Annotated in this window: 12 protein-coding genes and 1 tRNA gene; 11 read left to right on the top strand and 2 right to left on the bottom strand. The window is 37.1% G+C overall.

Annotation, left to right across the window (positions count from 1 at the left end; genetic code table 11):
- The first annotated feature begins 37 nt into the window (after positions 1-37).
- On the top strand, positions 38-2185 hold the full coding sequence (locus tag PRVXH_RS12060) for a hypothetical protein (RefSeq protein ID WP_353893003.1): 2148 nt from the start codon (positions 38-40) through the stop codon (positions 2183-2185).
- Here PRVXH_RS12060 and PRVXH_RS12055 read toward each other — a convergent pair.
- On the bottom strand, positions 2140-4041 hold the full coding sequence (locus tag PRVXH_RS12055; protein WP_353893002.1) for an ABC-F family ATP-binding cassette domain-containing protein: 1902 nt from the start codon (positions 4039-4041) through the stop codon (positions 2140-2142). The two genes, PRVXH_RS12060 and PRVXH_RS12055, sit on opposite strands and share 46 nt — an antisense overlap.
- A 392-nt stretch (positions 4042-4433) precedes the next feature.
- On the opposite strand from PRVXH_RS12055, the gene sfsA reads away from it, so the two are divergent.
- Positions 4434-5141 (top strand): DNA/RNA nuclease SfsA, encoded by a 708-nt coding sequence (gene sfsA, locus PRVXH_RS12050; protein ID WP_353893001.1) that lies wholly within the window; start codon positions 4434-4436, stop codon positions 5139-5141.
- 130 nt (positions 5142-5271) lie between these two features.
- Positions 5272-5802 carry an MptD family putative ECF transporter S component gene (locus PRVXH_RS12045; protein ID WP_353893000.1) on the top strand — a complete coding sequence of 177 codons (531 nt, stop codon included), beginning with the start codon at positions 5272-5274 and terminating at the stop codon, positions 5800-5802.
- Between the two features lie 52 nt (positions 5803-5854).
- Here PRVXH_RS12045 and PRVXH_RS12040 read toward each other — a convergent pair whose 3' ends face one another.
- On the bottom strand, positions 5855-6937 hold the full coding sequence (locus PRVXH_RS12040; RefSeq protein WP_353892999.1) for a polysaccharide deacetylase family protein: 1083 nt from the start codon (positions 6935-6937) through the stop codon (positions 5855-5857).
- Positions 6938-7178: 241 nt separating this feature from the next.
- Between PRVXH_RS12040 and PRVXH_RS12035 the strand changes: the two genes are divergently transcribed.
- From PRVXH_RS12035 to PRVXH_RS12000, 8 genes are all read left to right on the top strand, one after another.
- Positions 7179-8423 carry a DUF401 family protein gene (locus tag PRVXH_RS12035; protein ID WP_353892998.1) on the top strand — a complete coding sequence of 415 codons (1245 nt, stop codon included), beginning with the start codon at positions 7179-7181 and terminating at the stop codon, positions 8421-8423.
- Positions 8424-8437: 14 nt separating this feature from the next.
- Positions 8438-9805, top strand: coding sequence for an L-seryl-tRNA(Sec) selenium transferase (gene selA / locus PRVXH_RS12030; protein ID WP_353892997.1), 1368 nt, complete (start codon positions 8438-8440; stop codon positions 9803-9805).
- On the top strand, positions 9795-11705 hold the full coding sequence (gene selB, locus PRVXH_RS12025; protein ID WP_353892996.1) for a selenocysteine-specific translation elongation factor: 1911 nt from the start codon (positions 9795-9797) through the stop codon (positions 11703-11705). The genes selA and selB overlap by 11 nt, the downstream gene beginning before the upstream one ends.
- A complete protein-coding gene (locus tag PRVXH_RS12020) occupies positions 11702-12604 on the top strand; it encodes a selenium metabolism-associated LysR family transcriptional regulator (protein WP_353892995.1) in 903 nt (300 codons plus the stop codon). The genes selB and PRVXH_RS12020 overlap by 4 nt, the downstream gene beginning before the upstream one ends.
- A complete protein-coding gene (gene selD, locus PRVXH_RS12015; protein ID WP_353892994.1) occupies positions 12592-13626 on the top strand; it encodes a selenide, water dikinase SelD in 1035 nt (344 codons plus the stop codon). Before PRVXH_RS12020 ends, selD begins: the two co-directional genes overlap by 13 nt.
- A gap of 48 nt (positions 13627-13674) precedes the next feature.
- Positions 13675-13771, top strand: a tRNA-Sec gene (locus PRVXH_RS12010).
- Between the two features lie 108 nt (positions 13772-13879).
- Positions 13880-14680, top strand: coding sequence for a formate dehydrogenase accessory sulfurtransferase FdhD (gene fdhD, locus PRVXH_RS12005; protein WP_353892993.1), 801 nt, complete (start codon positions 13880-13882; stop codon positions 14678-14680).
- Positions 14670-15230, top strand: a complete 561-nt coding sequence (locus PRVXH_RS12000) for a hypothetical protein (protein ID WP_353892992.1) — start codon at positions 14670-14672, stop codon at positions 15228-15230. Before fdhD ends, PRVXH_RS12000 begins: the two co-directional genes overlap by 11 nt.
- Positions 15231-15237 lie beyond the last annotated feature (7 nt).

Raw genomic sequence — 15237 nt, 5'->3', positions numbered from 1 at the left:
CAGGGTGATTTAAAAGATTTACTAAGAAGGTGTAAAATTGAAAAAAAAGAGATTAATAGCTTTTCTGGTATTTATTTGTATTACTATAACTTCTAAGGTTGCATATGGTGAAGACCTAGATCCAAAAACATATATTGTCGTTATTGATAAAGTTACCCCCCAGCAGCTACTTGACTACTCTGGCGAAAGTTTAAGTTATATTTTAGAAAATAGTAGTTGGGGTATCATGGCTAATAACACTGCCGCAGGTAGAGGCAGTGTTAATAATGCTGCATCTATAGGTGCTTCTAGTAGAGCTGTAGCGCCAAGCGGCGAGTTGTTTTTTGGAAGCGGTGAAAAGTTAGATGATGTACCTGCCCACGGGCTATACTCCACATTTAACCCTGGCTTAGATTATCCTATAGAAGGCGTTGTTAACCCATATATAAATAGCGTAAAACACCAAAATGAAGAACTAATGCATTCAATTCAAATAGGCGCTTTAGGGGATACCTTAAAGGAAGAAGGGTTAACACCAATGGTGATAGGAAATTCAGATACTAGCGAGTTTAACAGACATGTTAGCTGGATAGCCGCTGACAGTAACGGCCAGATTCCTTTTGGAGTGGTGGATGAAGAAATTTTGACGGAGTCGAATAACTTTGTGGGAGGCAAAAGAACTGACTACCACAAAGTAATAGAATATATGGAGTATTATGAGCAAACAGCCGATATATATATAATAGATACAGGGGACACATATAGAATTGATGCCCATTATCTCAATTATACTAAAGAGACTGTTTCAGAAGTGACTAGAGATAGCATACAGAAAATGGAATATCTATTTAAATATATCATTGATAACTTTAAAGAAGGTGACAATCTCCTGCTCATAACTTTAAACACACCAAAATGGCGGCAGGAGGAGTTTAAGGAGTTAATTCCTACAGTTTATCATTACAATAGGGAACAAGGTGGGGGGCTTTTGACTTCAAATTCGACAAAACGGCCAGGTGTTATAACTAACTTAGATATCGCTCCTACTGTGCTAAGTTTTTATGATATCGAAGCAAAAGATATGTTTGGCCAAACTTTTACCTCTGTGGATTCGCAAAATCAACAGCAAACGGTTTTAAGTATGCTTAAGCAAATAAATACTGTTTATAGCCAACGGCCCTTTTTGGTTCACTTCTACGTTATCGCTATTATAGTGCTTGTAATTTTTGCGCTGCTAAACTTTAAAATAAAAACAATTTCAATGTCGTATCTAAAAATACCTTTACTGGCATTGTTATGGGGACCTGTAGCTTTTTTGATAATGGCTATGTTTCCACCTGTTGAGATTATTCCTTATTTAATTTTATATATAGCTATAGTTTTACTATTAGCATACATAACAACCTCACTATTTAAAAATGTCATAAACCGATTGGTTTTCGTTGGGGTAGGAACTGTATCTATAGTTGTGTTGGATACGCTTTTAAACAACGTGCTACAAAAACAGTCGGTTTTAGGATATGACGTAATTGGGGGAGCGAGATTTTATGGCATCGGTAATGAATATACAGGAGTGCTATTAGGGGCCACTATACTAGCTACGTATCCACTTTACCAGAAAGCAAAAACAACTTGGCTATGTTTGGTTTATGGAGGGGTACTTATTATGATGATGGCACCTTTTTGGGGTACAAATTTTGGAGGAACGCTGGCACTATCTGTATGTTTTCTGATGGTGCTTATAAATAATAAGAGCAACAAAAGTCTTATCAAGACCTTAGTTGCTCTAGGATTACTGATGATAGCAATTATGTCAGTTTTAATAGGGGTTAACATTATGACTGAAAGTCAAACCCACATCGGAAACTTATTTGGAGGAGATAATACATTAGAAGATATTGTAATGACTGCCACTAGAAAGTTATCTATGAACTTAACATTGATTAGATATAGTATTTGGAGTAGAGTGTTTTTTGTGCTTCTTTTGGCGATAATCTTTCTCGGATTCTACCCTCCTAAATCAATGAGTTCTCACAAGGACAAAACATATTATCTGGCGATACGGGCAATTTTAGCTGGTAGTTTTGCCGCCCTAATTTTAAATGATTCCGGCATCGTGGCAGCAGCAATATCAATGGTATATCTGTCTTTACCAATACTTTACTGGTTTTGTTGTGATAACTCTTCTTCTAACTCTTCCCATTGAGTGTAGAATGTAGCTAGTTCTTGTTTTTGCCTTTCGTACGCGTCATTGACTTCAGCATTTTTTGTAGGGTTTGTAAAAACTTCTTTCTTGCATAACTGCTCTTCTAATTGTGCTATGCTATCTTCTGTCTCTGCTATTTTTTCTTCAAGCTGTTGTACTTCATTTTCTAGCTTTTTTATGGAATTTTTAGATTTGCGCTTAGGGGGCTGTTTTTTGATGTTATCTCGTTCTTTTTGTCGTTGCTCTTTTTCCCAGCGTTCGTCAGCCATCTTTTGCTGATAGTATTCGAAATTTCCTAAAAAGGATCGAGCGCTGCCGTCGTTTAGAGCGATCGTTTTATTAGTGACTTTATTTAAAAAGTATCTGTCGTGAGAAACTACCAGTAGCGTGCCGGGATACTGTTGCAAAGCTTCCTCTAAAACCTCTTTACTTTTGATATCTAAATGGTTAGTAGGTTCGTCTAAAATCAAGAAATTCCCTTTGCCTAAAATAAGTTTTGCAAGAGCTAGGCGGCTTTGCTCACCTCCACTCAACGAAGAAACTGGAGCAAATACGTCATCTTGTGTAAATAAAAACTTAGCAAGGTAAGCTCTCACTTGACCTTCCTTCCAAGCAGGTTTTTTGTCCCAAATCTCTTCCATTAACGAGTTATTAGGGTTTAGGTCGTCTCTTGTTTGACTAAAATACGATAACTGTACGTTGTGGCCATGGATGATTTCCCCTTTTTGTATTGGGATTTTTTCTGATATGAGGTTTAGCAAAGTGGTTTTCCCGCATCCATTGGGTCCTACAAGCCCTATTTTGTCGTTCCGTTCTATAATAAAATTTAAGTCTTTTAAAACTGGAGTATGTTCGTACGAAAAAGATAGGTTTTTAACCGTTAACACAAAACGCCCGCTGTTTGAGCCTACATCAAAAAAGAAATCGGTGGTATACTCACTTTGAGTTAACTCAATCTTTTCTAATTTTTCTAGCTGCTTTCTACGGCTTTGAGCCAACTTTGTTTTTTGGCCAGCGATATTTTTGCGTATAAACTCCTCGGTTTCTTTTATGTGCTGTTGCTGCTTCTTATGCTCTTTAGCTACTCTTTGTTCCCACGCCCTTCTTTCTTTGATGTAAAAGGAATAATTTCCGGAGTATTTCATAAGCTCCCCGCCATGAAGATGGAGAGTTTTAGATACTATGTTATCTAAAAACTGGCGGTCGTGAGAAATTAAAAATATAGCCCCTTTATATTCTTTAAGATAATTCTCTAACCACAGTACTCCATTGATATCTAGATGGTTTGTCGGCTCATCTAAAAATAGCAGGTCGGGCTTTTTAAGTAAAAGCTTAGCTAAAGAAATTCTACTTTGCTGTCCCCCGCTATACTGATGTATTTTTTTGTCTAATTCATCGGCCGCAAAGCCTAGACCTCTAAGGACGCCAACTATATCACTTTCGTATCTATATCCACCGCTTGCTTCAAACTCCTCAGTTAGTTCAGAGTACTTGGTCATAAGCTTTTCAAGCCTGTCTTTATTAGCAGTGCTCATCTGCTTCTCTATGTCCCGTATTTCGTCATTTAGGTCGATAATATGTTTAAAAACCTTACGCAACTCTTCCATTGGGGTTAGGTTTAGGTCCAAGTCATGGTGCTGTGCTTGAAATCCAAAGCTTATATTTTTGGCTGTAAAAATTTGACCTGAGTCGTAATCTAATGTACCATTTAAAATATTAAATAAAGTGGTCTTACCACTGCCATTTTCCCCAACTAGAGCAATTTTTTCGCCTTGATGTATTTGTAATGAAACATTGCTGAATAAAGGCTGGCCATCGAAATATTTAATTATATCTTTGCATTGTAATATAATCATTTTTTAATCACTCCGTTTTTACGCTATTAAAATCATATTAAGGCAATTTACAGCCGTTGTCAAAATGAGGAGGTAATTTAATGAAGGAAAAAATATCCGCAACTTTATCTTTGATTCCGTCCTTTTTTGCTATGCTTTGTTGACTAGGCCCCGTGATTATTCTCTCCCTGGGTCTCAGCGGAGTCACCCTATCTTTATCTTTCATGTCTAGTATAGCACCATATAGACCGTTGTTTGTGCTACTTTCAGCTGGTATGCTTTACTTTGCGTATACAAGAGCAGAAAAGAAAAACGACAAAAAACTGCAAAGGTTTATTCTAATACTTGCTGGTATATCATTTTTACTTATGGCATCTCCAAGTGTTTACTTTGCAATAGTGAGGTTGTTATAAATGAGCTATATAAATATAAAAGGGCAGCTTGTAAAAGCTGCCTTTGTTAAACGTAATAACAGGTTTAGCTGTGACGTCTTATATAATGGAGAAGTAGTCAGCTGTCATCTTCCTACTTCTGGAAGACTGGCAGAACTTTTGCTCCCTGACGCCACAGTATATATTCGCAAGGCTGTTGGTGAGGTGCAGAAAAGAAAAACTAAATATGATCTACTGCAAGTTGATACAAAAAAAGGCGTTAGAGTTTCGCTGGATTCGCAACTGCCGAATAGATTTGTAGAAAAACTTCTCATTGAAAATAACATGCCTGGCTTTTGTGATCTTAAACTTATTAGACGAGAGTACACTTATGGAAAAAGTAGAATGGACTTTTTAGTTGAAGATAAAAAAGGGGTTAAAACCCTTATAGAAGTTAAATCTGTAACGTTAGTAGAAGATCAAATCGCTAAGTTCCCCGATGCGCCAACAACCCGTGGGACTAAACATCTTAACGAGCTAACTAAAAGTGTAAAAGAAGGTTATAAAGCTAAAGTGTTGTTTATGATACAACGTAACGATGCAAAAAGTTTTTCTCCAAATATAAAAACAGATCCCCAATTTAGCGAAGCCTTAAAAGAAGCCCACAAGAGCAAAGTAGAAATTAATGCCTTTAACTGTAACATAGGAAAGGTTATAGAACTTGGCGATGAGGTTGAGGTTGAATATTAATAACTTCTTTTAAGAAAAAAATATGATTCAATATTTTTCAGAGAATATAGTTTTTATATTATAAATCAGGTTTTTTTATAATATAATTAAGTAAATAAGTGAATTATAATATTAAAAGTGGGGGATAGGTATGAAGCAAAAGGCGATTTTATCTAAAGATGTGGCTTTAATAGGAATATTAGCAGCTTTATCTGTAGTGCTAGGGATCGTGGTACTACCTGTTCTTATGTCTTTGCCATTACCTATCTTTAAACCTATCGTGTTGGCACCACTTTTTTCTCTTGTTGTGATGGGATTAATGGAACGAACTAATAAAAAAGGGGCTGTATCCTTGCTAGCTATAGTTAAGGGTGGGTTGCTTTCCTTTTTTAGCCCGGTCATGTTCTTAATAGTAGTTTTTGCAGGAGTATGTACTGAAATAATCAATATCATCTTGCTTAGTGAAAATAGTAATAATAAAAAGATAATCGTATCTGCAGCTTACTCTGCTTTTCATGTTCCCTTCGGGGTGCTCTTTGCTAATGTGCTGCTGGGGTATGAATTTTTAGCCTTTTTTTCTACCATATTGCTTACCATATTGGCATTTTGTGTTGGCGGCTTAGCAAATATATTGATGTTCAAATTTATAATCAACAAAGCGTTTAAAGCTTCTAAGTCTTAAGGTTTTGTAGAAATGAAAATGCTGTTGAGCACTTTGCTCAACAGCATTTTTTTTATTCGTCTATGGTATAAGTCCTAAGCTCTTTATAAGGGAAATCATCTAAGTTAATTTTGTCTTTTAGCTCTTCTGGTACCGTTACATAGTTTGGGTCTCCATCGCTTACATAACGACGTGAAGGGTTATCTTCAAATACATCAAAGAAAAACTTAAAGTGTCCATAGCCTTCTTCGTAGCTTGCTCTCACCCTTGGTATAGACATGGGGTCAAAACTTTTATTAAAAGGTGACACAGCTGGATATGAGCCTACTTCTAGCACTCCTATATTTTCATAGTTTATACCGTCATACTCACCTGCTATAGCATATTGACGATACTCATCTTGAGGCCAGATGCCAAAAGGAAGTGCAAAAGTATCCAATGGGTAGTCTGGCAGGACGTCATTTACTAGTTCTTGTAGCTTGGCCATTTGCCGTTGAATTTCTTCAGGTCCGTGTTGGTCTAAGTATATATGGCCATAAGTGTGGTGTCCTATATCCATGCCAAACTCAACAAGCTCTTTAAGTTTACGCTCGGCGTACTCAGGTTGTCTAAATGGGTTAGAATTAATATAAAAGGTAGCCGCTGTACCAAAGTCGGGGTATTTTTCATTCATTTCCAAAAGTATGCCCACAGCGCTATCTGGGTCTATAACAAGATCGCCATCTTTTTCAATATAGTTGAAGTGTCCTTGCGTACCGTCATCAAAAGTTAGCACCACGGGGCTTTTACCGGCCTCTATATCTATATTTCCCTTTATAACATCTCGCATCGATACCAGTCTATATCCATTTTTGTAAAGTTTTTCAAGGTCTTTACGAAAGTTATCAGGAGTTCTGACCCAGGTATCTTCTTCAGGTGCGATGCTGTGATACATAAGCACCATGATTTCACCTGCTTCATTTGGCTGAACCTCATCAAAGTCTATCTTAGGCTTGGTATCATCTGTTTTGTCTGGTTTATCATTGTCATCTTCCGGCTTTTTATCAGTAACCTTGTCGCCTTCCTTATCATCAGAAACTACTTGACTATTATCAGTGCATCCTAGTGTAGCTAATACTAAAATAAGTACTATAAACAATGCAAAAAACTTTTTCAATATAAAGACATCCTCTCCCATTTTTACTTAATTATATAATAGATCTATGAATTTCTAAACACCTTCTAGCTATAAAACCGTGTTAATTATTACCTAAAAGTTTATCATTATTAAAATATCAAAGAATTGCTGAGTACTTTTGTTGTAAGAAAAATGAAATACCTGTAGATGTGGTTAAAAGTATAAGATTATATTATAATGTAGCTAAGAGAATATTTTGCTAATTGATGGGAGAGGATTTATGGTGGGTATTGCAGGAGTTATTTTAAGTCTTATATTAGTAGTCTTTTTAAGTAGGAAAAAGGTAAATATAGGTTTGGCAATGATTTTAGGCGCTGCCATAGTAACCTCAACTAGTACAATTACGCTGAAAGAAAGTATAGCTACTTTTTTTAATGTGTTTGTTACCCAAGAATTTATTGAGCTTGCCTTGGTGGTACTATTGATTTCATTATTAGGCTTTATAATGAAGCGGGCTAGTCTTTTAGATACAATGATTTCTTCCTTAATAACGTTGCTGGGAGGAAGTAAGCTGTTGATGGCTGCAATTCCAAGTCTTATTGGGCTTCTTACCGTACCAGGGGGAGCAGCTCTTTCCGCTCCTATGGTGGGCGAGTCTGGTAAAAGGCTTAAGCTTAAAGACTGCCAGATGGGGGCTATAAATATATTTTTTAGGCATATGTGGTTTCCTATTTATCCTTTATATCCGCCATTTTTATTGATTACAGCTATGACTGATGTGGAGGTTAAACATATAATACTGGTTAGCTTTCCAATTGTGGTATCAGGCTTGGCTGTATCGTTTTTGACAATGTTTAAGGGAATCACTCCTATTAAAACAGAAAAAAGTAATGGTCTTCATAAAGTAAAAACATTTGGAAGTTTTCTACTGAGTATTTCTCCAATATTATTAGCGTTAACTTTGTCTTTGGGCTTTTCGATTATGTTTCCTGCGGCGATTTTTGTGTCTATTGTATGGGTGCTGATTTTGGACGCTAAAAAGAATTTTGCCAGCTGGAATAAGCCAATAAAAAAGATTAAAAAAGATATTTTACCAGGAATAAACTTAACTTTAGCTGTAACAATTTTTGGTATATTTTTCTTTAAGGAAATTTTAGAGGCAAGTTCTGTTGTGGAGGAGTTAATGTCTGATTTACAGCAGTTAGGATTACCGCTGGGACTTTTAGTAGTGCTAGCTTCAGGGCTTAGTGGTTTAGTGACAGGCTCAAACTCAGCTGCCTTAGGGATTTCGATACCTATTTTTGCTTCAGCTATTGCTCATAATCCTCTCCCCTATGTTTTACTGATGTTTATGGCTTCGCTTTGGTCTTATGTACTTTCGCCAATTCACTTGTGTTTAGTGCTTACTAAAGATTATTTCAAGTTTGACATATTAGCTTTTTATAAATGGTTTATCCAACCTGGGTTGGCTATGACTATCATGACAGTGATAATGATTTATATTTTACCGTATATCTTGCCTTAAAGGAGGAAAACAAATTGGATTATAGTAAAATACCAAGCGTTACAAACCTGTTGAAAGATTTAAAAGGAAAGGAACTGGTTTCTAAGTACGGGAGGAAAGCCTTTTTAGATACCTCTAAAAAGGTGCTTGATTTAGTAAGAAAAGATTTTGCAAGCTATCATCAAGATATTGATGAGGAAATGGTGATAGGGCTGATTTCAAAGTCTCTTAAGGAAAGTAAACAAAAAGATTTGCAAAAGGTTATAAACTTAACGGGAACAATTTTGCACACTAATTTAGGCAGGGCTCCTTTGCCTAAATCTGTAGCAGAGAAAGTGAAAGATTTATCTATCCCGTACTGTAATATAGAGTTTGACTTGTCTACGGGAAAGAGAGGAAAAAGGACAACTTCTATAGAAGAAAAATTTCGCCAGCTAACTAAAGCCCAAGATTGTGTTGTGGTAAACAACAATGCCGCCGCTGTGTTGTTAACTTTAAGTGCACTTACTCATGGTAAGGAAGTAATTTTATCAAGAGGACAGTTAGTTGAAATCGGTGGTTCTTTTAGAATACCGGAGGTAATGGAGCAAAGTGGTTCTATATTAAAAGAGGTAGGAACCACAAATAAAGCGTATGTAGAGGATTATCAAAGGTGTATAAGCGAAAACACGGGAGCATTAATGAGGGTACATCCTAGCAACTTTAGGGTGGTGGGTTTCAGCCATGAAGCATCTTTGACGGAACTTTCACAGTTAGCCAAATCTCATAACCTTCCTTTGATAGATGATCTAGGCAGTGGTACTTTAATCAATCTTGAAAGGTGGGGGATTTCTGAGCCTACAGTGCTCGAATCAATTCAACAAGGGGCAGATATAGTTACTTTAAGTGGGGACAAGCTTCTAGGAGGGCCTCAGTGTGGGATAGTACTTGGAAAAAAAGACTTAATAGCTAAGCTAAAAAAGCACCCTCTTATGAGAGCTTTACGTTGTGATAAACTTGTTCTATCAGCATTAGAAAGCACTTTAGATATTTATATCAAGGATAGATACCTAGAAGAAATTCCGCTTTATTATTTTTTAGACAGGAAACTAGATACCCTTAATCAGTATGCCGATGACATAACTTCTAAGCTTAACCCTAAGTTTTATGAGGTAGTTAGAGATCATTCATATATCGGCGGTGGGGCTTTACCAGTTCACCAATTAGAAACAGTGGCCATAAAAGTTAACTACAACAAACCTCAGCGACTGGCTAATTGGCTTAGAAAACAGGAAGTGCCGGTTGTGGGAAGGATCCAAAACGAAAGACTTTATTTAGACTTAAAAACCGTTTACGAAGATGACATTTCATATTTAGCAAAAGTACTTAGACGACTAGAGGAGGAAATTTTAGATGGAGAATAAACATATAATAATTGGCACCTCTGGTCATGTGGATCATGGCAAAACCAGTTTAATAAAAAGCCTAACCGGTGTTGATACAGATAGGCTAAAAGAAGAGCAAAACAGGGGGATAACCATTCAGCTAGGCTTTACCTATTTTGATTTACCAAATGGAGAAAAGGCAGGGATTGTTGATGTGCCTGGCCATGAAAAGTTTGTTAGAAATATGCTAGCTGGAGTAGGTGGGTTGGATGTGGTGCTTTTAGTTGTCGCAGCTGATGAAGGAGTTATGCCTCAAACTAGGGAGCATTTAGATATATTAAGGCTTCTAGGTGTTCAAAAGGGCATCATTGTAATAACTAAAAAAGACTTAGTTGATGATGATCTTTTAGAGCTAGCTAAGGAGGATATATTAGATGAGGTTAGCGGCACATTTTTAGAAGATGCTCCCGTTGCTGAAGTTTCCACCCATAATCAAGAAGGTATAGAAGATTTAAAGAAGATAATAACCGATACAGTACAACATGTTGACAAGCCTAAGCCTAAAGATTTTTTCAGGTTGCCTGTGGACAGAAGTTTTAGTTTAAAAGGGATTGGTACAGTTGTTACTGGAACATTGAAAGATGGGGTTATAAAAGTGGGGGATGTAGTAGAGGTATTTCCTAGCGAAGCAACTGGGAAGGTAAGACAAATACAGGTTCACAAAAACTCAGTGGAAGAGGCCTATCTAGGACAACGAGTTGCTGTAAACTTAACAGGATTGGAAAAAGAACAGGTGGGCTTAGGCTCTATGTTAGCGACACAAGATTATTTTTCTGCTAAAAACAAGGTAAACTGCAAACTAAAGCTATTAGAAAATAGCAGAAAAATCACTACTGGGACGATGGTTAGGTTACACGTGGGCACCCAAGAAAGTATCGGTAGATTAGTGTTGTTAGATAGAGAAGAGCTTAATCCTTCAGACGATGCTTTTTGCCAAATAAGGCTTAAGGAAAAAGTGGTTGCTGCAAAAGATGACCCTTTTGTAATAAGGGCGATGTCACCGGTAGTAACAATTGGCGGCGGAAAGATACTGGGAGCTACTAATAAAAGAGTTAAACGGTATGATGAAGATGCATTGCTAGGCCTAAGGATAAGGGATGAAAAACCGCTGGTAGAGGTGGTAAATCAGGTTGTAAAAGAGCACGGAATTGATGGTATAACTTCATTAGAGCTGGCAAGAAACTTGCAACAATCTAACGAAAACATCTCAGATAAGATCCACACCTTAAAGGAAAAAGGCGATGTAACGATAGTTAATAAAGATGAATTGGCAGTTATAAGCAAAACAAATCTAACAAAACTATCTGACGGAATTGTAGAATTTCTAAAAGGGTATCATCAGCGAAACCCATTTAGGTGGGGCGTAAATAAAGAAGAGTTAAAAAATAACTTAGGATTGGATTTATCAAGTAAAAGGCTGTCAGATTTATTAGAAATACTTGTTAAAACAGGGGTAATCCAAAGCGATGGACTTTATGTAAAACTTAGTGAATTTGAAGTAACTCTTACTGAAAAACAAAAGGAAAGCATAGATAAAGTGGAGAAGCTTCTAAATGATGCAGGTTTTCAGCCGCCTGCTAAAAGTGAACTGCCTATAGAGAAAAACCTGCTGGATTACTTATATCAAGCAAATAAAATAGTTTCTATAAATGAAAGTATGGTGGTAGGCACAGAAGTTTTATCAGCTGGAACAAAAAGGTTGGTAAAGCTAATTAAAGAAAATCCTGAAGGGGTTACATTAGCACAATGTCGAGATTTGTTTAACACTACTAGAAAGTATATCGTTCCTCTTTTAGAGTACTTAGATGGCGAGGGTATAACAAAGAGGGTAGGCGATAAAAGAATACTAGGACCTAAAGGGAAGGAGTTAATCCTGTGAATTTAACTACTTTAAAGACATTTGTAACAGTAGTTGATGAAGGTAACTTTTCGAAAGCATCTGAAAAACTTCACTTATCCCAGCCTGCGGTCAGCATGCAGATGCAAAGCTTATCTCGGGAAATAGGCGTAGAAATTTTTTTGCGAGTGGGCAAACGAGTACATTTAACTGATGCCGGTAAAATTCTTTATAGCGAGGCAGAAAACATTTTAAAGCTTTGGCACAGGGTGGAAAATCAGTTAAGTAGCTATCAAAAGCAAGTTTCAGGAAAGCTAAAACTAGGGGCCAGCACAATCCCAGGACAGTATTATTTGCCAAAGTTTGTAAAAAGCTTTAAAAGAGATGTTCCTAAAGGCGAGATAAGCGTTATATTGGGTGACTCGAACTGGGTGATAGATTCTGTCAGTTTAGGGGAGCTGGATATCGGATTTGTAGGTAAGCGGGTTAAATCAAAGGAGATTACATCTTGCAGGTGGATGAAAGATAAATTAGTGGCTATAGCTAGCACTGACTACCCCTATGACAATATAAAAAATGCAAGGGAGCTACAAAAGGTTCCTATGGTATTAAGAAAAAAAGGCTCCGCAACTAGAGAGGTGCTGGTAGACAACCTACGTACCCATTTTAACTTAGGAATAAATGATTTAAATATTGTAATGGAGTCAAATGGCACCGAAGGAATAATCTCTGCTGTGGAGGCCAACCTAGGAATATCTTTTATCTCGGAAGTAGCTGCAAAAAGAGCAGAAAGCTCCGGAGCTATAAAAATAGTTAAATGTCCCATGGAGGTTAAAAGAGACCTGTACTATATATTTAGAAAAGGCCACGAAGGATCTAACATATTTAAGATCTTTTTAAATCACTTGGCAAAGGGAGGTAATAAAGTATGGACGATGTAAAACTAACGCAAATGGTTAAGGCTGCTGGCTGAGGTGCAAAAATAGGTCCGGGAGACCTACAGAACATATTAGATGATATTAAATTCGACCATAATGAGGATCTAGTCGTAGGGTATCATAGCGGCGATGATGCTGCGATATTTAAGGTGCCACAGGGACAACTTGTGGTTCAGACTGTGGACTTTTTTACACCGATGGTTGACGATCCTTTTACTTTTGGACAAATAACTGCTGCAAACGCACTAAGTGATGTGTACGCAATGGGGGGAGATCCCAAATATGCACTTAATATTGTAGGATTTCCAATAAATTGCCTGCCTAAAAAAGTGCTAGCCCAAATATTAGCAGGAGGAAGCTCTAAGTTGAAAGAAGCAGGAGTTACTCTAGCTGGGGGACACAGTATTGAGGACCCTGAACCTAAGTATGGACTTTCTGTAACTGGCTTTGTACAAGAAAAAGATATATGGCAAAATACAGCGGCAACCAGTGGTGAGGATATAATATTGACAAAGCCATTGGGAACTGGTGTTATAACAACCGCTATAAAGGGTGAAATGGCAAGTAGCGACGCCTATAAAAAAGCGGTAAGCACCATGACTGAACTAAATAAAACAGCAAAAGAAGTGCTTGCTTCTTATAGTATAAAATGCTGCACTGATATAACAGGTTTTGGACTTGCAGGACACCTAGCTGAAATTGCAACAGGCTCTAAGGTCGATATTGTACTAAAAAGCTCAGAAATTCCTATTATCGATGAGGCAAGGGAGTATGCCCAGTTTGGGTTAATACCTGCTGGTGCTTATCGAAACAAAGAGCATTTTTCAAATAATGTAGTAGTTAAAGATTCAGTAAGTCAAGATATCGAGGATATCATATTTGACCCTCAAACTTCCGGCGGTCTATTAGTTACTTGTTCTAAAGATATAAGTAATGAGCTTGTATCTAATCTTCAAAAAGCAAACGTAAAAGCTGCTATCATCGGAGAAACCCAAAAAGGTCAGGGACGGATTACTGTGGAGTAAGTCAAAATCTGTTATTGACATAGTGGTATTATAGTATATAATATTACTGGGAGTGGATGAGTCCTGGTGGGCTCTTTGGACTTCAAATCCAACAGTGGGCATGAGTAGTGTCCATGGTGGGTTCGATTCCCATGCACTCCCGCCATTTTTTAACACAATATGTGAAAAAAATCACCATAAGCAAAACCTTTTACCTATACGACAAATATATTATAGTGTATAATATATCAATCTAATGATCGGGGGCGGAAAAATGGCTAAGAAAAAAGTTGATATCGTTAGGTTTGTAAATAATAAGTATAAAACTATGGAAGACTGTGTAGTGGAGGAAACTCCTTTAACAATTTATATAAATGGTGAGCAATTCATAACATTACTTTCTACACCCTATAACCAACAAGAGCTTGTTATAGGGTTTATTTTGTCGGAATCCTTAATTTCTAAAGTTGATGAAATTGAAGCTATAGATTTGGACAAAGATAATGGAGTTGTGGAAGTGAGCATTCCTAATTATAGTCCATTAAAGAAGAAGTTATACGGTAAGAGGACTATAACTACGGGTTGTGGCAAAGGAACTATATTTTATAACGTGTTGGACTCTTTAAATAACAAGGGCTATAAATTGAATAAAGATGTTAAGGTTTCAGCTCAAAGGATAATGGAACAAATGCAACAAGTCCAAAAAGTATCACAATTATATAAAGAAACCGGTGGGGTTCATACAGCTAGCTTATCTGATGGAGAAAACCTGCTTTATACAAGAGAAGATATAGGGAGGCACAATGCCGTAGACAAAGTTTTAGGAAGGGCATTCCTTGATGAGATTGCTGTAGAAGACAAGATATTACTTTCTAGCGGGAGACTTTCTTCAGAAATAGTCCTGAAAGTAATTAAGGCGAAGATTCCCATCTTAGTATCTAGATCGGCACCTAGTTCTCTGGCAGTTAGCTTGGCGGAACGGGGAGGACTGACCTTAATAGGGTTTGTTAGAGGGAAAAAACTTAATTGCTATACTCACCATAACAGACTAAAGGGGGTGACCTATGGTGACTAAAAGGTTACCAGCCTTTTTATTGTTAATAGGAACAGGTGTGCTTTTAATGTATCGGTCCGTTGTCACTTGGGAGGATAATGGTATATTTCTAACTCTTTTAGCTGTTGTAGGAATACTTTATGCTATAGGTGTTTATCATCATGTGCAAGAAATAGAAATGATGAGCAGGAGTGGAAACATGGATAAACGTATTCAAATGATACTTTTAGCAGTTTGCGGAACTTTTTTAGCTTTCTTTTTGGGGGCTGACCCAGACATTTTAGAGGCACCGGCTTTAGGTTTAAATCCTATGGTTGGTTCTGGAATAGTTGGAATCTTAGCGGCTCAATTTTTGCCAAAAGATTTAGCGGTAGTTGCATATACGGCTGCCTTTGCAGGAATGTCATGCGCAACTGTGTTAAGCAATTATAGCATGGTGCTTTTAGCTGGAATTTTAGTTGGAGTTATATTTATCAAGGTTCAGCCTATTTATAATGGTTATGGGGGTAAACTAGGAACAATTGCAGCGCTATCTGTCCTAATAACCACCATGATATTTAGTATGCTTTAAGGAGGGG

Source organism: Proteinivorax hydrogeniformans (assembly GCF_040515995.1).
In the GTDB taxonomy this organism is placed as follows: Bacteria; Bacillota; Proteinivoracia; order Proteinivoracales; family Proteinivoracaceae; genus Proteinivorax; species Proteinivorax hydrogeniformans.
This window is presented reverse-complemented; position numbering and strand designations above follow the sequence as displayed.